This is a genomic window from Streptomyces sp. NPDC001828, from assembly GCF_042892175.1.
Lineage (GTDB): Bacteria > Actinomycetota > Actinomycetes > Streptomycetales > Streptomycetaceae > Streptomyces.
Window position 1 is genome coordinate 322,058 of the sequence record NZ_JBIATV010000003.1, and the last position, 21,837, is coordinate 343,894.

19 protein-coding genes are annotated in these 21,837 nt (G+C 71.3%); 13 read left to right on the forward strand and 6 right to left on the reverse strand.

Annotated features, from left to right (window positions below):
- The first annotated feature begins 20 nt into the window (after nt 1-20).
- Both ACFYZA_RS12735 and ACFYZA_RS12740 read left to right on the forward strand, forming a co-directional pair.
- A complete protein-coding gene (locus ACFYZA_RS12735) occupies nt 21-704 on the forward strand; it encodes an MOSC domain-containing protein (RefSeq protein WP_388489841.1) in 684 nt (227 codons plus the stop codon).
- A gap of 157 nt (nt 705-861) precedes the next feature.
- Nucleotides 862-1,635, forward strand: coding sequence for an SDR family NAD(P)-dependent oxidoreductase (locus tag ACFYZA_RS12740; RefSeq protein ID WP_388489843.1), 774 nt, complete (start codon nt 862-864; stop codon nt 1,633-1,635).
- A gap of 9 nt (nt 1,636-1,644) precedes the next feature.
- Here ACFYZA_RS12740 and ACFYZA_RS12745 read toward each other — a convergent pair whose 3' ends face one another.
- Both ACFYZA_RS12745 and ACFYZA_RS12750 read right to left on the reverse strand, forming a co-directional pair.
- On the reverse strand, nt 1,645-3,180 hold the full coding sequence (locus ACFYZA_RS12745; RefSeq protein ID WP_388489845.1) for a right-handed parallel beta-helix repeat-containing protein: 1,536 nt from the start codon (nt 3,178-3,180) through the stop codon (nt 1,645-1,647).
- Nucleotides 3,177-5,036: a DUF2264 domain-containing protein gene (locus ACFYZA_RS12750; RefSeq protein ID WP_388489848.1), complete on the reverse strand. Its 1,860-nt coding sequence runs from the start codon at nt 5,034-5,036 to the stop codon at nt 3,177-3,179. The genes ACFYZA_RS12745 and ACFYZA_RS12750 overlap by 4 nt, the downstream gene beginning before the upstream one ends.
- Nucleotides 5,037-5,234: 198 nt before the next feature.
- Between ACFYZA_RS12750 and ACFYZA_RS12755 the strand changes: the two genes are divergently transcribed.
- The 6 genes from ACFYZA_RS12755 (at nt 5,235) to ACFYZA_RS12780 (ending at nt 11,749) form a co-directional block, all read left to right on the forward strand.
- Nucleotides 5,235-6,383 carry a substrate-binding domain-containing protein gene (locus ACFYZA_RS12755; RefSeq protein ID WP_382588810.1) on the forward strand — a complete coding sequence of 383 codons (1,149 nt, stop codon included), beginning with the start codon at nt 5,235-5,237 and terminating at the stop codon, nt 6,381-6,383.
- 125 nt (nt 6,384-6,508) lie between these two features.
- Entirely contained in the window at nt 6,509-7,837 is a 1,329-nt protein-coding gene (locus tag ACFYZA_RS12760) for an ABC transporter substrate-binding protein (RefSeq protein WP_388489850.1), read from the forward strand.
- Between the two features lie 4 nt (nt 7,838-7,841).
- Nucleotides 7,842-8,906, forward strand: a complete 1,065-nt coding sequence (locus ACFYZA_RS12765) for a carbohydrate ABC transporter permease (RefSeq protein WP_388489853.1) — start codon at nt 7,842-7,844, stop codon at nt 8,904-8,906.
- Entirely contained in the window at nt 8,903-9,838 is a 936-nt protein-coding gene (locus ACFYZA_RS12770) for a carbohydrate ABC transporter permease (RefSeq protein ID WP_388489856.1), read from the forward strand. Before ACFYZA_RS12765 ends, ACFYZA_RS12770 begins: the two co-directional genes overlap by 4 nt.
- 71 nt (nt 9,839-9,909) lie before the next feature.
- Nucleotides 9,910-10,938, forward strand: coding sequence for a hydroxyacid dehydrogenase (locus ACFYZA_RS12775; RefSeq protein WP_388489858.1), 1,029 nt, complete (start codon nt 9,910-9,912; stop codon nt 10,936-10,938).
- A gap of 115 nt (nt 10,939-11,053) precedes the next feature.
- Nucleotides 11,054-11,749, forward strand: coding sequence for an ester cyclase (locus tag ACFYZA_RS12780; RefSeq protein ID WP_388489860.1), 696 nt, complete (start codon nt 11,054-11,056; stop codon nt 11,747-11,749).
- Between the two features lie 96 nt (nt 11,750-11,845).
- Here ACFYZA_RS12780 and groL read toward each other — a convergent pair whose 3' ends face one another.
- Together groL and groES are read right to left on the reverse strand one after the other, a co-directional pair.
- Nucleotides 11,846-13,474, reverse strand: coding sequence for a chaperonin GroEL (gene groL / locus ACFYZA_RS12785; RefSeq protein WP_382588798.1), 1,629 nt, complete (start codon nt 13,472-13,474; stop codon nt 11,846-11,848).
- Between the two features lie 136 nt (nt 13,475-13,610).
- Complete coding sequence (gene groES / locus ACFYZA_RS12790; RefSeq protein ID WP_053727656.1) at nt 13,611-13,919, reverse strand: co-chaperone GroES; 309 nt, start codon at nt 13,917-13,919, stop codon at nt 13,611-13,613.
- Between the two features lie 232 nt (nt 13,920-14,151).
- Here groES and ACFYZA_RS12795 point away from each other — a divergent pair, with 232 nt between their 5' ends.
- The 4 genes from ACFYZA_RS12795 to ACFYZA_RS12810 are packed head-to-tail and all read left to right on the forward strand — an operon-like array spanning nt 14,152 to nt 18,861.
- Complete coding sequence (locus ACFYZA_RS12795; RefSeq protein ID WP_382588796.1) at nt 14,152-14,841, forward strand: response regulator transcription factor; 690 nt, start codon at nt 14,152-14,154, stop codon at nt 14,839-14,841.
- Nucleotides 14,831-16,207 carry a sensor histidine kinase gene (locus ACFYZA_RS12800; protein ID WP_382588793.1) on the forward strand — a complete coding sequence of 459 codons (1,377 nt, stop codon included), beginning with the start codon at nt 14,831-14,833 and terminating at the stop codon, nt 16,205-16,207. Before ACFYZA_RS12795 ends, ACFYZA_RS12800 begins: the two co-directional genes overlap by 11 nt.
- Before the next feature lie 57 nt (nt 16,208-16,264).
- A complete protein-coding gene (locus ACFYZA_RS12805) occupies nt 16,265-17,470 on the forward strand; it encodes an LCP family protein (RefSeq protein ID WP_388489862.1) in 1,206 nt (401 codons plus the stop codon).
- On the forward strand, nt 17,467-18,861 hold the full coding sequence (locus ACFYZA_RS12810; RefSeq protein ID WP_382588871.1) for an FtsW/RodA/SpoVE family cell cycle protein: 1,395 nt from the start codon (nt 17,467-17,469) through the stop codon (nt 18,859-18,861). The genes ACFYZA_RS12805 and ACFYZA_RS12810 overlap by 4 nt, the downstream gene beginning before the upstream one ends.
- A 367-nt stretch (nt 18,862-19,228) precedes the next feature.
- Here ACFYZA_RS12810 and ACFYZA_RS12815 read toward each other — a convergent pair whose 3' ends face one another.
- Nucleotides 19,229-20,134 (reverse strand): polysaccharide deacetylase family protein, encoded by a 906-nt coding sequence (locus ACFYZA_RS12815; RefSeq protein ID WP_382588789.1) that lies wholly within the window; start codon nt 20,132-20,134, stop codon nt 19,229-19,231.
- 113 nt (nt 20,135-20,247) lie between these two features.
- Between ACFYZA_RS12815 and ACFYZA_RS12820 the strand changes: the two genes are divergently transcribed.
- Complete coding sequence (locus ACFYZA_RS12820) at nt 20,248-21,465, forward strand: methyltransferase domain-containing protein (protein ID WP_388489864.1); 1,218 nt, start codon at nt 20,248-20,250, stop codon at nt 21,463-21,465.
- Here ACFYZA_RS12820 and ACFYZA_RS12825 read toward each other — a convergent pair.
- Complete coding sequence (locus tag ACFYZA_RS12825) at nt 21,435-21,800, reverse strand: hypothetical protein (protein ID WP_382588785.1); 366 nt, start codon at nt 21,798-21,800, stop codon at nt 21,435-21,437. The genes ACFYZA_RS12820 and ACFYZA_RS12825 overlap by 31 nt on opposite strands.
- Nucleotides 21,801-21,837: the final 37 nt, after the last annotated feature.

Here is a 21,837-nt window from a genome sequence, read left to right on the forward strand (position 1 = left end):
GGCTCGGCTAGCGTTCGCCTATGGAGCTTCTGTCTGTGAACCTCGGCCGCGCGAAGGCCGTCGCCTACTCCGACGCCGAGGGCGGTGTCACCGGCATCGACAAGCGTCCGGTGAGCCACGCGGTCCGCGTCTTCGCTCCCGGACCCAGGGGTGTGGGCGCCAGCGGGGTCGAGGGGGACGACGTGTGCGATCTGCGCCATCACGGCGGCGACCACCAGGCGGTCTACGCCTACGCCCGCGAGGACCTGGACATCTGGGCGAAGGAGCTGGGCCGCGAGCTGCCCAACGGCTCGTTCGGCGAGAACCTCACGACGTGCGGCGTCGATGTGAACGACGCCCGGATCGGCGAGCGCTGGCGGATAGGGCGGGACGTGGTCCTCGAAGTCGCCTCCGCCCGCATCCCCTGCCGTACGTTCGCGGGCTGGCTCGACCAGAAGGGCTGGGTGCGGCGCTTCACACAGGCGACGGCGCCGGGCGCGTACTTCCGGGTGATCGAACCGGGCGAGGTCCGGGCGGGCGACCCGGTCGAGGTGATCGAACGGCCGGATCACGAAGTTTCGGTCGCCTTCTGGTTCCGTGCGTTCACGACCGAGCGGGCCCTGCTGCCGCGCACCCTGGCCGCGGGCGACGCCCTGGAGCCCGAGGCGCACGAGACCGTGCGGAAGTACCTGGAGAAGCAAGGTTCCCAGCGCCCGCGGGCCTGAGCGGGCCGCGGGACCCGTGGGGCCCCGCACCCCGTCCGGCCGGTGAAGAACCGCCGCTATTGGGGCAGTTCATGGCGGTCGGCGGCGGTTCGGGGGCCCCGCGACGGCCGGGCGGGGGCGGTCATCGGGCGCCCGGCGGGGGCACTACCGTGCGCCTATGACGACTGCACTGATTACGGGAGCGACGGCGGGCATCGGCGCCACGTTCGCGCGGCGCCTCGCGGCCGATGGACACGATCTGGTGCTGGTGGCCCGGGACAGCAAGCGGCTGAGCGAGCAGGCCACCGAACTGCACGACCGGCACGGCATCGAGGCCGAGGTCCTTGCCGCGGACCTGTCCACGGACGACGGGATCGCCGCGGTCGAGGCCCGGCTCTCGCAGCCGAGGAAGCCGGTCGATCTCCTGGTCAACAACGCCGGGTTCGGCAACAAGGGCCGCTATCTCGAAGTGTCCATGGCGGACGAGCTGACCATGGTGAAGGTGCACATCGAGGCGGTCCTGCGGCTGACCTCGGCCGCGACCGCCTCGATGCGCGAACGCGGCCGGGGCGGCGTCGTCAACGTGGCCTCGGTCGCGGCCTTCGTGCCGCGCGGCACCTATGGCGCGTCCAAGGCGTGGGTCGTGCAGTTCACCCAGGGCGCGGCCCGTGACCTGGCCGGGTCGGGGGTGCGCCTGATGGCGCTGTGCCCCGGGTTCGTTCGGACCGAGTTCCACGAGCGGGCCGGCATGGGCACCGACAACATTCCGGGCTGGATGTGGCTGGACGCCGACAAGCTGGTGGCGGCCGCCCTCACCGACCTCGCGCGCGGCAAATCCCTGTCGATCCCCGACCCGCGCTACAAGGCGCTGATGGGCGCGGTGAAGCTGGCGCCGCGCGGCCTGCTCGGCGGGATCACCTCGAAGACGGGCCGCAAGTACGGGCCGAAGTAGGTCACCGCGTCACCTCCGGCCCGGGTCGAGGCCCCGGCCCGCGTAGGCGCCGATGTTGGGGGCCGCGGTCGCGGAGACCGGGGTGCCGAAGTAGTCCCTGCCTCCGTTGTCGGCGACGACGGCTCCGGCGGCGAGGGCCGGCGAGCCCTGGGCGAGCCGGAAGTCGGCGCGCAGCAGCGGGTCCGCGGAGCTTCCGCCGGGGTTCGGGCGGTCCAGGGTGACGCCGTGCACGAGGTTGTGGTCGAGGAGCAGCCCGGCGGTGGGGTTCTTGAACGCGTAGCCGCCGCTGCCCTCGCTCACGAACAGGTTGTCGCGCAGGACGAGTTCGTGCCGCGTGGTGGCGGGGTTGCCCGTGTCGTCCTGGACCAGGTGGCCCGGTGTCGTCGAGGCGTCGTTGCGGAACGTGTTGTTGTAGATCAGCGTGTTCAGGATCGGCCCCGCGCAGTTCTGGACGAGACGGGCTCCGTCGTTGGCGCTGATGTTGTAACGGGCCACCGTGTCCAGGGTCTTGGCGCCGCTGTAGGGGCAGATCAGCAGGAAGCCGCCCTTGTTGTCGTGGCTGTGGTTGTACTGGAAGACGGTCCCGCGCGAGGCGCCGTCGGCGTCGAAGGACATGCCGTCGTGGGTGTTGCCGCCGCCGGAGACCTCGTTGTACTCGATCGTCGTGGCGTCGGTGTTGAACGTCCACACGCCCGCGTTGGCGGAGGGCGAGCGGAGCTGGAAGCCGTCGACCCGGTTGTGGTCGACGCGGGCGCCGCTGGTGGTGTCGAGCTTGATGCCGTCGCCGGCCAGGTTGGTGAGCGTGTTGTGGTGGACGCGTACGTGCGTGGACGGCGTCCAGGGGCCGGGGAACGCGGCCGGGTCCTGCTGCTCGCCGACCAGGTCGCGCTTGGAGAAGGTCGACTTGAAGTAGATGCCCTCGCGGTCGACGTCCTCGATCCGGTTGTGGTGGATGTCCAGGTCGTCGTAGCTGCTGGCCTTCGCCGTTCCCTCGACCGTGATCTGGACGGCGCTCGACCCGCCGAGCTCCTTGAAGTCGCCCCCGCGGACGTCGTGGATGTAGAGGTGGTCCAGCTCGAAGCCGTGGGCGGTCCCGTAGTCGGTCAGGCGCAGCCGGATGCCGTTGCGGATGCCGCCCGGCCGGGCCGGGTTGGTCAGTTCGAGACCGGTGACGTGTACGTACTGGGTGTTGGCGAGCAGCACCACGTCCTGGGCCCCGTCCCCGTCGATGCGGGCGCGGGCCGTGGCGTTGCCGTAGTCGGCGATGGTGAAGGGCGCGGAAATCGATCCGCTTCCCCGGGGAATCAGGGAACCCGTGCAGGTCGCCCCTCGTTTGAAGAGCAAGTGGTCACCGGGGCCGTAGGTCCGCGAGTCGGCCTCGGTGAGCGTGGTCCAGGGGTGCTGCCGGCTGCCGTCTCCCGTGGCGGTGGCCGAGCAGTCGACGTAGTACGTGCGCCCGTGGTGCGGGGCGGCGTCGGCGATGGGGGCGGCGAGTACGAGCGCCGCGGTGGTGGCGAGGGCCGTGGCGGCGTGGCGTGGTCTCACATGTCCTCCGTACGGACGGTGGGGGAGGTGGAGTCGAGCACGAGCCGATGGGTGGTTCCGTTCTGCCAGGTGACCCGGACGGTGTGGCCGGTGACCTGGATGTCGGCGAGGGTGTGCACCGGGCCGGGGTCCGGTTGTGCGGTGAGGGAGGCGAGCGCGATGAAGAGGGACGGTGTGGTGCCGGTCGTTCCGTGGAGCGCCCGGATATCCGGTTCGGGCCCGAACAGGGTTGATTCGGCGGCCAGTTCACGCACCTGCGGCGCATAACCGTGCACGGGGTGCAGTTGGCCGGTGCGGCCGGGGGTGGTGGCCCAGCCGGTCTGGCGCACGGGGGTGCCGGGGGCGGCTCCGATGACCAGGTGGGCGCGGAGTTCGGCGCGGCCGTGCGCGAGGGTGAGCGACACGATCCGCACACCGGGCGGTCCGGGGCGCGGCTCGGACAGGGACGCCGCCCAGCCGGGGCCGCTGCCGAGCGGGACCGCGGGGCCCCGGGTGGTGGACGCGCCCTGCGACATGAGCCCGAAGTGGTTGTCGGGCGCGCCCTGTGAGGTGGGTCCGGTGCCGGTCGAGTAGGCGAAGCGGGAGTAGCAGGGGTCCTCGTCGGCGCCGCCGCCCACGTGGTTGTTGCTGCCGTGGTTGTGCAGGCGGACCAGGCCGTCCTCGGCCGTGGACTGGATCAGCAGGCCCGGGGCTCCGAGGGTGACGGTGGCGTCCTCGGTCTCGGCCGGCAGCGACTCCTCGACGGCCGTCCATACGGGGTGCTCCGGTGGCAGGAGCAGGCCTAGGTACCCCTTGGACGCCCAGTACGGGGAGGCGGGGCCCGAGTAGTGCTGGATCAGCGGCGGGTACGGGCCGTGCCAGCCGAGGGTGAGCAGCCCGGCGGTGTCGGTGGCGCCCCGGCCCGGGGGCCGGTCCAGGAAGTACTTCAGGCTGCCCGAGGCCAGGCGGCGGGTGGCGCCCGGAGTGAGCGGGGTGTGTCCGGTCAGCGCGCCGAGCCAGGGCGCGGCCGCGGCGGCGAAGCGGTAGGTGAGCGAGCGGCCGTACGGCATCGGCGCCCCGTCGGCGCCGAACAGGCGGGTGTGCGCGTCGAGTTGGTCGCGCAGACGCGGGCCGTAGCGGTCCAGGAGGGCGCGGTCACCGCTCAGGTGGGCGTGCAGGACCGGATAGAAGTGGAGGGCCCAGGCGTTGTAGTGGTCGAAGGAGCGGTTGGGTCCGTCGCTGTACCAGCCGTCGCCGAGGTACCACTGGTCGACGCGCTCCAGGGCGCGTTCGATGGTGGCCGCGGCGCGGTCGGTCTCGATGCCGGCGTCCTGGAGGAATCCGGCGACGGTGAGGCCGAACAGCCACCAGTTGTTGTCGACGGGGGACGGCCCGAGCGCGGGCAGCAGCCAGTCGACGGCGCGCTGGCGGGTGCGGTCGTCGAGCTTGTCCCACAGCCAGGGGCGGGTGAGCCGGAGGCCGAGGGCGACGGAGGCGGACTCGACGATCGCCTGGCGCACATGGGTGGTCAGCGGCCAGGCGTCGGGCGAGGATTCACTCAACTCCCCTGTTGGAAGCGGGTGTTGAGTGCCCGAGGCGAGGCCGTCAGCGTAGCGGTCGAGGTGGCCGTGCGGGTCCTGCCCCTGGGCGCCGGCCACCCGCAGGGCGGCGAGCAGCCAGGTGCGGGCATAGCCTTCGAGGCCGTCGGAGCGCGGTCCCGACCAGCTGGGCCGTTCGCCGGGCAGGTTGATCAGGCCTCGCCCGGGCGAGGCGTAGGGCCGGACGGCCAGAAGGAGTTGGTCCGCCGACCGCTCCCAGTGCGCGCGGGTCCAGCCGGTGTGGGGGCTGAGCTCACGGTTCTCGGGCGCGATGAACATGGTGCGATGCTCCCTCGGTGACGGGGGTGGATGGCGGTGTCGGCATCGGCGGGACCTGCGCGAAATCTCTGGGAACTTAGAACTCGGTTTGATCGAACGTCAATGGATCGGACCGAATGATCGAAACTGCCATCGTTCGATCACGTTGCATTAGGGTCGGGGCCCACCGGGCCACCACACCGCGAAGGGGATGCCGCCGTGCGCGAAAGTGCCGCTGAACGTCATGACCGACTGCTGGAGCTGGTGCGCGGACGGGGGTCGGCGCGGGTGTCCGAGCTCGCCGCCCAGCTGGGGGTCTCGCCGGTGACCGTACGGCGGGACGTGGAGTTCCTGGCCAACGAGGGCCGCCTGGACCGGGTGCACGGTTCGGTGTCCTGGCCAGGTGCCGGGGAGTCGCCGGCCACCGCCACCGCCCCGGGCGCGGGCTCGCGCGAGCTCGTCATCGGCATGCTGGCGCCCAACGCCACGTACTACTTCGCCGAGGTCATCCGGGGCGCGCACGAGGCGGCCGCGGCGGCCGGGGCGCGACTGATCCTGCGGATCTCGGACTACCGGCCCCAGGAGGACGCGGGCCGGGCGGCCGGACTGCTCGCCGCCGGCGCGGAGGGGCTCCTGATCGCGCCGGGCTGGAAGGAGCCGGACGACCCGGTCGAGCACGGCGCCTGGATCGCCGGGCTCCCGGTTCCGACGGTGCTCCTGGAGCGGCGCGGGGTGCCCGGCCGGGAACTGGACGACCTGGACCGGGTCTGCTCCGACCACAGCCACGGGGTGCTCATCGCGGTGCGCCACCTGCTCGGGCTCGGCCACCCGACGCCCCTGCTGGTGGCCCGCGCCGACAGCCCCACCGCGATCGCGGTGCGCGCCGGATACCGGCACGCGCTCGACGCGCTCGGCCTCAAGTCACCGCTCCCGCCGATCGGTTCGGTGTCGGCGGAGGCCGACCCCGCCGGGTTCGAGCGGGCCGTGCGGGCGCTGCGGAGCGCGGTCGTGGCCGGGCAGGCCACGGCGGCCCTGGTGCACAACGACGTGGACGCCATCCGGATCGTCCAGCGCCTGGGCGAGCTGGGCGTGCGGGTGCCGGACGACCTGGCGCTCGTGGCGTACGACGACGAGGTGGCGGCGCTCGCGGACATCCCGCTCACCGCGGTCGCCCCGCCCAAGCACGAGGTCGGGCGCCATGCGGCCGAGCTCCTGATCGAGCGGCTGCGCGGCGCCGCCGCAGGCCCTCCGGCCGGGGGCGAGGAGCCGCCGCGGCGCCATGTCGACCTGCTGCCGCGCCTTCGCGTGCGGTCCTCGTGCGGCGCCCCGTCCGAGACTCTGCGGAGCCCGGTGAACGTCCAGTCCTGACGCGCGATCGTTCAACCCTTCTCTGATCTTTTTTCGATCAATCGAACTTTCGCTCTTGACTTCGGTCAGAACTGGGCCAAGGATCGCGGCCATCGCCTCGTCCCCTTACGTTCAGGAGCCGTTCCGTGAGCCGCAGTTGGACCAGATCGACCTCCGCCCTCGTCGGCACCGCCACCGCTCTCGCCGTGCTCACGGCCTGCGGTGGCGGGGACAGCAAGACGGGCGACGCCGGCAAGGGCACCGCCGACAAGCCCGTCACCATCACCTTCTGGGCCTGGCAGAAGGGCACCAAGGACGTGGTGGACGCCTTCAACGCCTCCCACAAGAACATCCAGGTGAAGTTCGAGGAGATCCCCTCGGGCAACGCCGGCGGCTACGCCAAGATCTCCAACGCGGTGAAGGCCGGCAACGCCCCGGACCTCGTCACCGTCGAGTACCCGATGCTCCCCGAGTTCGTCAGCCAGGGCTCGTTCCAGGACATCAGCAAGTACGTCACCGACGACGTGAAGAAGCAGTTCCTGCCGCAGTCGGTCCAGCAGACCACCCTCGGCGGCAAGAACTGGGCGATCCCCTTCGACGCGGCGCCCCAGGCGTACTACTACCGCAAGGACTTCTTCGACAAGAACCACATCCAAGTCCCCAAAACCTGGGACGAGTTCAAGGCGGCCGCCCAGAAGGCCAAGGCCGCCGACCCCAAGGCGCGCATCGGCACCTTCTTCCCGGACGACCCGACCACCTTCGAGGCGATGGCCTGGCAGGCCGGCGCCCAGTGGTTCAAGGCCGACGGCGACACCTGGAAGCTCAACACCGCCGACGCCGCCACCAACAAGGTCGCCGACTACTGGCAGGGCCTGATCGACGACAAGCTGGTGCAGAACGCGGTCTCCTTCAGCCCCGAGTGGACGGCCTCCCTGAAGGACGGCTCGACCGTCGGCTACCTCGGTGCCTCCTGGGCCGCGGGCGTCCTCAAGGGAACCGTGCCCGACCAGAGCGGCAAGTGGGCGGTGGCCCCCATCCCCACCTGGGACGGCAAGCCCGCAAGCGGCATGCTCGGCGGCTCCACCTGGGCCGTGACCAAGGGCAGCACCAAGACCGAGGCCGCCCTCGAATTCGCCCAGTGGATGTCGACCACCGAAGCCGGCATCGACGCCCGCATCAAGTCCGGCACCTCCAGCGCCTTCCCGGCCGACATCGCGCTGCGCCCCGCCGCCAAGAAGGCCTTCGACGCGAGCTTCTACACCGGCCAGGACATCTACCAGCTGTTCGACGCGGCCGGCGGCTCGATCAACGCCAACTGGGGCTGGGGCCCGAGCATGGGCACCACCAACACGACCCTGAAGGACCAGCTCGGCAAGGTCGCGGGCGGCTCCGTGAAGATCACGGACGCGATCAGGTCGGCCCACGACGCCACCGTCACCGAGCTGAAGAAGCGCGGCCTGAAGGTCGAGGGCTGACCGGATGAGGACGAAGGGGCGTCCCACGGGACACACCCAAGCGGGAAGCGGGGCCTCGCGCGTGCCACTGCCGGGCGACGGAGGCGGTCGTGGGCCGGCCGCGACGGGGAGCGGCGACACGGCAGCCACACGCGCCGGGGCACCCGGACCCGGCCCGGCCCGCAGGGCGCCCCGCGGGGCGCGCAGCCGCACCAACGCTGCCGCCGGGGTGCTGCTCACCCCGTTCTTCGTCCTGTTCACCGCCGTGACGGTGGTGCCGATCGGGTACGCGGTCTGGCTGAGCCTGTTCACCGAGAAGCAGTCGGGGCTCGGCTTCGGCGGCGCCACGTCCGTGTTCAGCGGACTCGACAACTACACGGCGGCGCTGGGCGACCGGGCCTTCCGCGAGGGCTTCTGGGTGCTCGCCGGCTACTGCGTCGTCTACATCCCGCTGATGGTCGGCGGCGCCCTCGCGCTCGCGCTGCTGCTCGACTCGACGCTGGCCCGCGCCCGGCGGTTCTTCCAGCTCGCGCTCTTCCTGCCGCACGCCGTGCCCGGCATCATCGCCGCGCTGGTCTGGGTCTACCTCTACACCCCGGGCCTCAGCCCGGTCGTGAAGGCGATGAACTCCGGCGGCATCGGGTTCGACTTCTTCTCCTCCAGCGGCACGCTCCCCTCCGTCGTCAACATCGCGCTGTGGGAATGGCTCGGCTACAACATGGTCATCTTCTACGCGGCCCTCCAGGCCATCGACCGCTCGGTCCTGGAGGCGGCCACCATGGACGGCGCGGGCGAGTGGCGCACCGCGTTCGGCATCAAACTCCCCTTGATCCGGGCCTCGTTGGTGATGGTGTCGCTGTTCACCGTCATCGGCTCGCTCCAGCTCTTCACCGAACCGCTGATCCTGAACCAGGGCGGCAGTTCCACGGTCACCTCCACCTGGACGCCCAACATGTACGCCTACACCGCCGCGTTCAGCCGCAACGACTACGGCCTCGCCGCCGCCTCGGCCGTGCTCCTCGCGCTCGCCGCGGCCCTGCTCTCCTTCGTCGTCACCCGCCTCACCAACCGGAAGGGGGCCACGGCATGACCTCCCCCACGGCAACCGAGGCGAACGCCTCCCCGAGGACCGCCGGGCGCCCCGGGCCCGCCACCCCGCCACCTGCCGCGACGCCCCACCGCTCACCGAGCCGCTGGCTGTCCCGAACCGCGGTCAACGGCGCACTGCTGCTCTCCGTCCTCTACACGCTCTTCCCCCTGGTGTGGCTGCTCACGGCCGCCACCAAGGACACCGGAAGCCTGCTGTCCGGCGACGCCTTCTCCTTCAAGGGCTTCGACCTGGGCCACAACCTGTCGCAGCTCGCCTCGTACAACGACGGCGTCTACTTCCGCTGGTACCTCAACTCCCTGGTGTACGCGGGCGGCGGCGCGGCCGTCTGCGCCCTGGTCTCCGTCGCCGCCGGGTACGCCTTCGACAAGTACGCCTTCCGCGGCAAGGAGAAGCTGTTCGGCGTCGTGCTGCTCGGCGTGCTCGTGCCGACCACCGCGCTCGCCCTGCCCATGTACCTCCTGGCCAGCAAGGTCGGCCTGGTCAACACGTACTGGTCGGTGCTCATCCCCGTTCTGGTCAATCCGTTCGGGGTGTATCTGGCGCGGGTGTTCAGCGCGAGCTACATACCCGACGAGGCCCTGGAGGCCGCCCGTATCGACGGGGCGGGCGAGCTGCGCACCTTCTGGTCGATCGGTCTGCGCATGGTGATGCCGGGCTTCGTGACCGTCTTCCTCTTCCAGTTCACCGCGATCTGGAACAACTTCTTCCTCCCCCTGGTCATGCTCAGCGACCAGAAGCTCTTCCCGCTGAGCCTCGGTCTGTACGCCTGGAACAGCAACACCCATGCCGAGCCGAGCTACTACCCTCTCGTCGTCACCGGCTCGCTCCTCGCCGTCATCCCCCTGATCGTCGCCTTCGTCTCCCTCCAGCGGCACTGGAAGGCCGGACTCACCGCGGGCAGCGTCAAATGACCGGCCCGGACGCCCAGTTACCCCTGGCAGCCACCCCCGGCCAGCGCCTCGTGAGGAGCCCGAGTCCCACCATGCCCCACACCACTGACAACCGGCCCGCCCTGCTGCTCGCGATGGGTCCCGGCATCGCCGACCGGCTCCTCACCGAGCGCCACCGCACCCGGCTCGCCGCCCTCACCCGTACCGACCCGTACCTGGTCGCGCACGACCTGGCCGCGCCCACCGCGCCGGTGGCGGCCGCGCTCGCGGGGGCCGAGGTCCTGCTCACCTGCTGGGGCGCTCCCCCGCTCACCGCGGACGTCCTGGACGCGGCCCCGAAGCTGCGCGCGGTGGTCCACGCGGCGGGCTCGGTCAAGCACCACATCACCGACGCCTGCTGGGAGCGCGGCATCGCGGTCACCTCGTCCGCCGCGGCCAACGCCCTGCCGGTCGCCGAGTACACGCTGGCCGCGATCCTCTTCGCGGGCAAGGAGGTGCTGCGCTCGGCCCAGCGCTATGCCGAGCTGCGCACCGCCCCGGAGTGGCTGAGCGAGACCGAGCGCACCGGCAACTACCGGCGCACGGTGGGCATCGTCGGCGCATCCCGCATCGGACGGCGCGTGATCGAACTCCTGCGCCCCTTCGACTTCGAGGTCCTGCTCTACGACCCGTACGTGAGCGGAACCGAAGCGGTGGCCCTGGGCGTTGAACGGGTGTCCCTGGACGAGCTGTGCTCCCGCAGCAGCGTCGTCTCCGTCCACGCGCCCCAACTGCCCGAGACCCACGGCATGATCGGCGCGCACCAACTGGCCCTCATGCCGGCGGGCGCCACGCTCGTCAACACCGCCCGGGGTTCCCTGGTGGACGAGCCCGCGCTGCTCGCCGAGCTCCTCTCGGGCCGCCTGCACGCTGTCCTGGATGTGACGGACCCCGAACTGCCGCCCCGCGAATCCCCGTTGTACGACCTGCCCAACGTCCTGCTGACCCCCCACATCGCGGGCTCGCTCGGCAACGAGCTGTACCGGATGGCGGACCGGGCCTTGGACGAGGTGGAGCGGTTCGCGGCCGGGGTGCCGTTCGCGGACCCCGTACTCCCGGCGGCGCTGCACCACTCGGCGTGAGCCGCCGACCCTGCGTCAGCCACTGGCCGCCGGGGCATTCCCATCGGAATAAAAGGTTCTAATACTACTAAAATGGACCTTATGCACCCCGAGCCAGTGCCAGCCGGGAGGAGCCATGACATTCGCACAAGTGATCGACTTCAAGACCGAGCGGTTCAGTGACCTGGACCGGCTCATGGACCGCTGGGTCGCGGCGACCAAGGGCAGGCGGACCGCCTCCCACAGCCTCGTCGGCAAGGACCGCTCCGACGGGAACCACTTCGTCGAGATCATCGAATTCCCCTCGTACGAAGAGGCGATGGCGAACTCGAAGCTCCCGGAGACCGACCGGATCTTCGCCGAGATGGTGGCGCTCTGCGACGGCGCGCCCACCTTCACGGACCTGGATGTGGTACGCGACGACCAGTTGAACGCGACGACCGCCCGCCGCTTCTTCCACGAGATCGCCACGGGCGGCAACCTGGACGCGATCGACGAGGTGTTCGCGGCCGACTACGCGGACCACGACATCCTCAAGGAGCAGGACACGGTCGTGGGCTCCGACGGGATCCGCGCCGACGTCACGGGATGGCGGGCCGCCTTCGACTTCGCCTTCGAGCTCGACCGGCAGATCTGCGAGGGCGACGACGTGGTGACGCTGTGGACCTTGAACGGCACCCACACGGGCGACTTCATGGGCATCCCGCCCACCGGCAAGCAGGTCCGCATGACCGGCACCACGATCTTCCGGTTCAAGAACGACAGGATCCAGGAAGGCTGGTGGCACTACGACGCCCTGGGGCTGATGAAGCGGCTGGGCATCGCGGGCTGAGCGGCCGGGACCTGCCGCGACGGGAAAGGCCCCCGCCCCGCCTGGTCGGCGGGAGCGGGGGCCTTCACACGTGCTGCGGGCCCGACGTCTGCGACGTCAGTGGGAGTGGCCGTGACCGTGGCCGTGACCGGCCTCGGCCTCTTCCTCGGCCGGCTTCTCGACGACCAGGGTCTCGGTCGTGAGCAGCAGGGACGCGATGGAGGCGGCGTTCTCCAGGGCGGAGCGGGTGACCTTGACCGGGTCGATGACGCCGGCCTTGACCAGGTCGCCGTACTCGCCGGTGGCGGCGTTGAAGCCGAAGCCCTTGTCGAGCTCGCTCACCTTGGAGGTGATGACGTAGCCCTCGAGTCCGGCGTTCTCGGCGATCCAGCGCAGCGGCTCGACGACGGCGCGGCGGACGACCGAGACACCGGTGGCCTCGTCGCCGGTCTTGTCGAGGTTGCCCTCGAGGACCTTGGCGGCGTGCACCAGGGCGGAGCCACCACCGGAGACGATGCCCTCCTCGACCGCGGCGCGGGTCGCGGAGATGGCGTCCTCCAGACGGTGCTTGCGCTCCTTGAGCTCGACCTCGGTGGCGGCACCGACCTTGATCACGCACACGCCGCCGGCCAGCTTCGCGAGGCGCTCCTGGAGCTTCTCGCGGTCCCAGTCGGAGTCCGTGGCCTCGATCTCGGCCTTGATCTGGTTGACACGGCCCTCGACGTCACCGCTGTTGCCGCCACCGTCGACGATCGTGGTGTCGTCCTTGGTGATGGTGACGCGGCGCGCGGTGCCGAGCACCTCAAGGCCGGCCTGGTCGAGCTTGAGGCCGACCTCTTCGGCGATGACGGTCGCACCGGTGAGGGTGGCGATGTCCTGCAGCATGGCCTTGCGGCGGTCGCCGAAGCCCGGGGCCTTGACGGCCACGGCGTTGAACGTGCCGCGGATCTTGTTGACGACCAGGGTGGAGAGCGCCTCGCCCTCGACGTCCTCGGCGATGATCAGGAGCGGCTTGGAGGCGCCGGCCTGGATGACCTTCTCCAGGAGCGGCAGCAGGTCCTGGATCGAGGAGATCTTGCCCTGGTTGATCAGGATGTACGGGTCGTCGAGGACGGCCTCCATACGCTCCTGGTCGGTGACCATGTAGTGCGAGAGGTAGCCCTTGTCGAAGGCCATGCCCTCGGTGAACTCGAGCTCCACACCGAAGGTGTTGGACTCCTCGACGGTGATGACACCGTCCTTGCCGACCTTGTCCATGGCCTCGGCGATGAGCTCGCCGATCTGCTTGTCCTGGGCGGACAGCGCGGCGACGGCGGCGATGTCGGTCTTGTCCTCGATCGGACGGGCGGTCGCGAGGAGCTCCTCGGAGACGGCCTTGACCGCGGCGTCGATGCCCTTCTTCAGGGCGGCCGGGGAGGCGCCGGCGGCGACGTTGCGCAGACCCTCGCGGACCAGCGCCTGCGCCAGGACGGTCGCGGTGGTGGTGCCGTCACCCGCGATGTCGTTGGTCTTGGTCGCCACCTCCTTGACGAGCTGGGCGCCCAGGTTCTCGTACGGGTCGTCGAGCTCGACCTCGCGCGCGATGGTGACACCGTCGTTGGTGATGGTGGGGGCGCCGAACTTCTTGTCGATGACGACGTTGCGGCCCTTGGGACCGATCGTCACCTTGACGGTGTCGGCAAGCTTGTTGACGCCGCGCTCAAGGGCGCGACGGGCGTCCTCGTCGAACTTCAGGATCTTCGCCATGGGAGCGGTTCAGCCCTCTCGAAAACTCGGGTTAATGACACTGCGCCCCTCGCCGCCCGGCAATCAGCGGGGTGACCAGGGGCGCAGCTCTCAAAGCATTCGCTTCGAACTCGAAGTACTCGCGTACTTCAGTGAATTACTTCTCGATGATCGCGAGCACGTCGCGGGCCGAGAGGACGAGGTACTCCTCGCCGTTGTACTTCACCTCGGTGCCGCCGTACTTGCTGTACAGCACGATGTCGCCGGTGCTGACGTCGAGCGGCAGGCGCTCGCCGTTCTCGAAGCGGCCCGGACCCACGGCCAGGACGACGCCCTCCTGGGGCTTCTCCTTGGCGGTGTCCGGAATGACCAGGCCGGAGGCCGTGGTCTGCTCGGCGTCGAGCGGCTGGACCACAATGCGGTCCTCGAGCGGCTTGATGGCAACCTTGGAGCTGGCGGTCGTCACGATCCGGTCTCCCCCTTCGGAGATCTCACGGGGTTAACTGTCTGGGGTGGCGACCAGGTGGATCCGTCGTCGCGGGTGCCGGACCTGCCCGTCGCTACTTGGCACTCTCCGGTGGGGAGTGCCAGAAGCGAGACTAGGACGGCGATTAGCACTCGGTCAAGCGGAGTGCCAATCTGCCACCGCCGCGGCGGAACCCTCGGGCTCCCCCGGGACCTGTGTGACCCTGGACGGCATGCGCATTCTGGTCGTCGAGGACGAAACCGGGCTCGCCGACTCGCTGCGTCGGGGCATCTCCGCCGAGGGGCACTGGGTCGACCTCGCGCACGACGGCCACCGGGGACTCGACCTCGCGCTCACCGGCGGATACGACGTCGTCGTGCTCGATCTGATGCTGCCGGGACTCAGCGGCTACGAGATCTGCCGCCGGATGCGCGGGCTGGGCGACCTCACCCCGGTCCTGATGCTGACCGCCAAGGACGGCGAGTACGACGAGGCCGACGGGCTCGACTCGGGGGCCGACGACTATCTGACCAAGCCCTTCTCGTTCGTGGTGCTGCTCGCCCGGCTGCGGGCGCTCGGCCGGCGGGCCGGAGCCGAGCGCCCGGGGCCGCTCCAGGCCGGCGACCTCACCCTCGACCCCGGCGCCCGGCGCTGCCGGCGCGGCGATCGGGAGATCGAGCTGACCGCCCGCGAACTGGCCGTCCTCGCCTGCCTGATGGCCGAGCCGGGCCGGGCCGTCTCCAAGCAGCACGTCCTGGACGAGGTCTGGGACAGCGGCGCGGGCGCGGACGGCGGGATCGATCCGAACATCGTCGAGGTCTATGTCTCCTCGCTCCGAAAGAAGATCGATTCTCCGTTCGGCCGTCGATCGATCCTGACCGTGCACGGCGTCGGCTACCGGATGTCCCCCGATGGCGGCTGAGCCGCCGCGCCACCGGCTGAGGCGGCTGCTGCCGAGGACGGTCCGCGGGAAGGTCGCAGCGGCCGCCGCCCTCGCGATGGCGCTGCTGCTCGCCGCGGGCGGGATCTGGCTCTACATCGTGCTGCGCTCCAACCTGCTCGACAACACCACGGGCCGCACCGAGCTGGCCGCCCGCAAGGTCGCGGCCCAGGTCGACACCGGAACCGTACGGCCGCTGCTGCCCCCGCCCGACGGCGGCGTCGACCTGGTCATGGTCCTGGACGAGCACGGCCGGGTGACCGCGGCGAGCCAGGAGTCCGGCGCCGCACCGGAGTTGGCCGGATTCCGCCCGCCCGAGGGCGAGGACTCGGCGTCGCGGACGCTGAACGAGGGCGGGCGCCACGAGGTCGCCGTCGTCGTCCGCGCCCAGCTGCCCGGCGGCCCCGCGAGCTATGTGTACGGAACGACCGTGCTCAGCGACGTCGACGACGCGACCGGCGCCATCGGCTGGGCCCTGCTCGCCAGCGCCCCGCCGCTGATCGCGCTCGCCGCCGCCATCGCCTGGGCCGGCACCGGGCTCGCGCTGCGCCCGGTGACCTCGATCCGTACCGAGCTCGCCGAGGTCCGCTCGAGCGAACTGGACCGGCGGGTCCCGGACCCCGGCGGCGGCGACGAGATCGCGCTGCTCGCGCGGACCGTGAACGCCACCCTCGACCGCCTCGAACAGGCCCACGTCCGCCAGCGCGAGTTCGTCGCCGACGCCTCCCACGAGCTGCGCAACCCGATCGCCGCGGTCCGCTCGCGGCTCGAAGTCGCCCTCGCCGCACCGGACTTGGCGTCGGTGCGGGCCGCGCTCGACGACACCGAGCGGCTCCAGCGGATCGCCGCCGACCTCCTGCTCCTGGCCCGCCTCGACGCCCATCCGCAGCCGTTGGCCGAGCCCGTCGACCTCGCGCTGCTCGCCGCCGAGGACACCGCCCGCCGCCGCGCGGCCCGGGTCCCGGTCGAGCCGGCCGCCGACGCGCCCGTGCCGGTGCGCGGCGACCCCGCCCAGCTGGAGCGGATGCTGGCCAACCTCGTCGACAACGCGGTGCGGCACGCCCGTACCGGGGTACGGGTGCGGGCCTGGCGGGACGGGGACGAGGCGGTCCTGGAAGTCACCGACGACGGGCCCGGCGTCCCGGCCGCCGACCGGTCCCGGATCTTCGAGCGGTTCGTACGGCTGGACGCGGCCCGGGCCCGGGAGAGCGGCGGCACCGGGCTGGGGCTCGCGATCGCCCGCGAGATCGCCCGGGCCCACGGCGGCGAGCTGACGGCCGGGGCGGGCCCGGGTGCCACGTTCACCGTGCGGCTGCCGGGCCGGCCCGAGCCGCACCCGCGTTCCTGAAGGGGTCTTCAGGACCCTCAGGTTTCCTTCAGCGCCCGGGGCCGAGGATCGGTCGGCGTGAGCCACCGTCGAAGGACCCGCCGACCGAGCCGCAGCCGCACCGACCGCCGCAGGAAGCGCTCCGGCCCGATGCGCCTGGTGCGGACGCTCGCCGCCTGCGCCGTCGTGCTCGTGCTGTGCGCGCTGGCCGGCGGCTGGTACCTGTACCGCGACCTGTCCGGGAGCATCGGCACCTCGCGGGCGCTCGGCGACGACGCGCCCAAGTCGGTGGGCGGGGACACCAACATCCTGCTGATGGGCCTGGACAGCCGTAAGGACCAGAACGGCGACGACCTGCCGCCCGAGGTGCTCGACAAGCTGCACGCGGGCAGTTCCGACATCGGCGGCTACAACACCAACACCCTGATCCTGCTGCACGTGCCGGGCGACGGCAGCAGGGCGAAGGCGTTCTCGGTGCCCCGGGACGATCTGGTCGACATCGCGGGGCACGGCCAGGACAAGATCAAGAAGGCGTACGGCCTGGAGAAGGCCCGCACCGAGGAGAAGCTGGCGGCCCAAGGCGTCCACGACAAGCGGGAGTTGGAGACGGCGGGCCGCGAGGCGGGCCGGCGGGCCGAGATCGAGACCGTGCGCGACTTCCTCGGCGTGCCCGTCGACCACTTCGCCGAGGTCAACCTCGCCGGGTTCTACCACCTGGCCGACGCCCTGGACGGGGTGACGGTCTGCCTCAAGCACCCGGTGAAGGACAAGTACTCGGGCGCCGACTTCCCGGCCGGGAAGCAGACCCTGAACGGCCAGCAGTCGCTGGCGTTCGTGCGCCAGCGGCACGGGCTCGACGGCGGCGACCTGGACCGCACGCGCCGGCAGCAGGCCTTCCTCGCGTCGGCGACGCAGAAGCTGTCCTCGGCCGGCACCTTCACCGACCCGGTCCGCCTGCTGCACCTCCTGAACACCGCCAAGCAGGACCTCGTCACCGACAAGGGCTGGGACCTGCTGTCCTTCCTCAAGCAGGCCGGGAACCTGTCGGGCGGCAACGTGGAGTTCACGACGCTGCCGATCGAGAAGTTCGCCAAGCACCGGGGCGAGGACGTCAATATCGTCGACCCGGCGAAGATCAAGCGGATCGTCGCGGACGCCCTGCATCCGGTGCGCTCGACCCCGCCCTCCTCCCCCCAGGACTCCCCGGCGCCGGCCCCGAGCAAGGCTCCCCCGGCCCCGTCCGCTCCGGTCATCGACGGCGGCGGCATCCCGTGCGTGGACTGAGCCGGGGCGGGAGCGGCGGCCCGGTCGCCTCCCGGCGGCGCCGCGCCGAGGCGCTGCTCCTGGTCCTCGTCGTCGCGGTGGCCGCTTTCGGCCACGCGGCGGCGGCGATGACCATGACGGGTGAACTCCCGCGCGCCACCTACGAGTTCGCCGCCTCCATGGCCCTGATCGCGCTGGCCGGGCATCTCACGGTGCGCCGGTACGCGGCCTACGCCGACCCGCTGATCCTGCCGCTGGCCCTGCTCCTGTCGGGCCTGGGCCTGGTGCTGCTCTACCGGCTCGACCCGACGTACGCGCACAAGTTCAAGTCCGAGGCCACCGCGTCGGGCCAGCTGATCTGGACGGTGATCGGGTTCGCGGTCGCGCTCGCCACCCTCGCCGCGCTGCGCGACCACCGGCGCCTCCAGCGGTACATCTACCTCTGCATGGCGACGGCCCTCGTACTCCTGATGGCCCCGGCGTTCTTCCCCGGCGACACCTACGGCGCCAAGCGCTGGATCTTCATCGGCCCGTTCTCGCTCCAGCCCGGCGAGTTCGTGAAGATCATGATCGCGGTGTTCTTCGCGGGCTACCTCGTCGTGCACAAGGACTCGCTCGCGCTGACCGGCCGCAAGGTGTTCGGGGTCCGGCTGCCGCCGGGCCGCCAGCTCGCGCCGATCCTGACCATCTGGGTGCTGAGCCTGCTCGTCCTGATCTTCGAGCGGGACCTGGGCACCTCGCTGATCTTCTTCGGCCTGTTCGTGGTGATGCTGTACGTCGCCACGGAGCGCGCGGGCTGGATCCTGACGGGCCTGGTGATGGCGGCGGCCGGGGCGTTCGTGGTCGGCTCGACCGAGCCGCACGTCAAGGGGCGCATCGTCGCCTGGCTGCACCCCTTCGACATCTACCTGCCGCCCGCCGAGCGCCCGCCGGGCCTGATCTCCGACCAGGCGGCCCAGGCCCTGTTCAGCTTCGGCAGCGGCGGCATGACCGGCACCGGCCTCGGCCGCGGCCACCCCGAACTCGTCGGCTTCGCCGGGCGCAGCGACTTCATCCTGACCACGGTCGGCGAGGAGCTCGGCCTGGCCGGGGTGATGGCGGTGCTCGTCCTGTACGCGCTGCTCGTGCAGCGGGGCCTGCGGGCGGCGCTCGGCGCCCACGACGGCTTCGGCAAGCTGCTCGCGACGGGGCTCGCGGCGGCGCTCGCGCTGCAGGTGTTCGTGGTGGCGGGCGGCGTGACCGGCCTGATCCCACTGACCGGCAAGGCGCTGCCGTTCCTCGCCAAGGGCGGCTCGTCGCTGGTCGCGAACTGGCTGATGATCGCGCTGCTGATCCGCATCAGCGACGCCGGCGAACGCGCCCGCGAGCCCGAGTTGAACCCCCCGACCCCCTCGGCCCGGCCGAGCCCCTGAGGGCCGCGAGGAGCTACGCGACCAGCCCCGCGAGGGGCGCGGGGAACTGCGCGACCAGCCCCGCACGGCCCGCAGCCGAAGCCCTCCCGCGTGCGGCCCGATTCCCCGTCGGCAGTACTGGACCCCCTCAGCCCCGCAAGGGGCGCGGGGAACTGCGCGACCAGCCCCGCACGGCCCGCAGCCGAAGACCCTCACTCCTGGGGGTGGGTCACGCTCCCGCGTGTGGGTTTTCGACTGCGGCTCGAATCCGGCTGGTCGCGCAGTTCCCCGCGCCCCTGTAGGTGACCCGGCACCGAGCGGTCGCGCCCACGCGGCGGAGCCGCACAGAAGACACAGCCCCGCGCCCCTGTAGGTGACCCGGCACCGGCTACACGTAGTCCTCCAGGCGGGCCACCGCGTACCCCTTGTCGGTGATCACCTTCATCACCTGCCGGACCATGTCCGGCATCGTGCCGTTCCAGTCCTCGCGCCCGCGGAAGTGCGTGAGGATGATGTCCCCGGGGTGCAGGTCCTTGTCCCACTCGCGCCATTCCATGTGGTCCGTGAAGGCCTCCTCCGCCCACAGGGGCGCGGCCTGGACGCCGCAGGACTGGGCGGCCTTCAGGGTGTCCTCGTTGTAGTTCCCGTACGGCGGCCGGAACAGCCGGGGCCGCTTGCCCGCCCACTGGCCGATCTTGTCCTGCTGGTCACAGATCTCGTGCCGCTGCTCCTCGTAGGAGAGCGCGGGCATGTAGCGGTGGTTGAGGGTGTGGTTGTTCAGCGTGACCCCGAGGCCCTGCATCTTCTTGAAGTACTCGTGGTCGTTCTTGACCAGGTAGTCGCTGAGGAACGCGCTGTAGGGGATGCGCAGTTCCTGCATCATCTTCAGGAAGGTGGGGTCCTTCTCGGCACCGTCGTCGATCGTCAGGAAGACGATCTTGTCCTTGGTGGGGACGGTGGTGAAGACGGGCGGCAGGGAGTCACCGCCGTCCGTCTCGAACCCGGGCCGGTTGGTGATCTTCGGCTTGACGGCGGGCGCGGCGGGCGCGAGCAGCGGCGGCTTGGCGAGGCCCCACTTCTTGACGGCCGCGAGCCGGGCGGTCTCGGCGCGCTGGAGCTGGTCGGAGTAGCCGGCGAGCGCTCCGGCGGGGCCCTTCTGGGCGGCCTGGGCGCCGGGGTGGCCGGCCCCGCCGTCCTCGGAGGCGCAGCCGGAGGCGAGCAGGGCGGCGCCGAGCCCGAGGGCGAGACAGGCGACCTTTGTCCGGGATTTACCCTTTTGTCGTACTAGTTGCATGGCGCCGCATCCTGTCAGGCGCGGGGGCCCGCCGCCCGTACGACACCGCCGCCACGGGCCCACCATCGCCCACCTGGCCCACAGCGGGTCGGCGACCGGGCGACAATGGCGGGGTGAACGACCTCGACACCTTCCCCCTCCTGCTCGCCGACGAGGGCCGCGCCCTGCTCGCATCGCTGCGGGAGTACGACCCGTCCCAGGAGCTGGCGGTGGCCACCCGGCTGCGCCGCGAGCACGACGCGGGCCTGGTGTCGGCGGCCCTCGGGCAGGCGCGGCTGCGGCAGCGGGCGGTGGCGAAGTTCGGCGCGGCCGACGCGCACCGGATGTTCTTCACGCCCAACGGCGTCGAGCAGTCGACCCGCGCGTCGGTCGCCACCCACCGGGCGAAGGCCTTCGCCGCGCGCGGCGTACGCGCCGTGGCGGACCTGTGCTGCGGCATCGGCGGCGACGCACTGGCCCTGGCGCGGGCCGGGATCTCGGTCCTGGCGGTCGACCGGGACCCGCTGACGGCGGCCGTGGCCCGCGCCAACGCGGAGGCGCTGGGGCTCGCGGACCTGATCGAGGTGCGCTGCGCCGATGTGACCGACATCGACACGGCCCCGTACGACGCGGTCTTCGTGGACCCCGCCCGGCGAGGAGGGCGGGGCCGCATCTTCGACCCCGAGGCGTACTCGCCGCCCCTGTCGTGGGCGGTCTCGGCGGCCCTCGCGGCCCCCTTCGCGGCGCTGAAGATCGCCCCCGGCATCCCGCACGAGGCGATTCCGCCGGGGGCCGAGGCGGAGTGGATCTCGGACGGGGGCGATGTGAAGGAAGCGGTGCTGTGGTTCGGCACCGGCGTCACCCCGGGCGCGGTCCGCGCCACACTGCTCCCCGCCTCCGCCGGCCTGTGGGCGGCGGCGCCCCTCGCCGCGCCGCCGGTGGGCCCGGTGGGGCGCTACCTGTACGAGCCGGACGGCGCGGTCATCCGCGCGCACCTGGTCGCCGAGATCGTGGAGCGCTGCGGGGGGCGGCTGATCGACGAGACGATCGCGTACGTGACGAGTGACGAGGTGTACGAGTCCCCGTACGTCTCGGGGTACGAGATCACCGATCAACTCCCGTTCAACCTGAAGAAGTTGAAGGCGTTGCTGCGGGAGCGGGAGGTGGGGGTGCTCACGGTGAAGAAGCGGGGATCGGCGGTGGAGCCGGAGGAGATCCGGCGGCGGGTGAAGCCGGCTGGTCCCCACGCGGCGACGGTCTTCCTGACCAGGGTGGCAGGCGCCCCCACGATGCTCCTCGGCCACCCCCTCCCCCGACCCGCTCACGCCAAATCGGTCAACTCGTCCGCGTAGACCTGGGACAGGGGCTGGGGCCCCACATACTGCTGGCAGTTGCACTGCCCGGACTCGAACCGCAGCGGCTTCTTGTTCTCGTCCCACGCCACCGGAACCTCGACCCGCTCATGGCACTTGCCCGCCTTGTCATGCTTGGCGAGATGATGCGTGCACCCGCACACCGGCTCCGGCGCCTTGTGCGCGGCCTCCACGGCGAGCCGTTCCTGCTTCGCCGCCTCCAGCCGTTCCATCTTCCGCTCGTGCCGCGTCCGCAGCGCCGTCCGGGCGTTGTCGATCGCCCAGCCGAAGCCGCCCATCCAGAAAACGATCAGAATCCACCAGTACCAGGCCATGACGACTGCCCCTCCCCCGAGATGTGTCACCGCATCG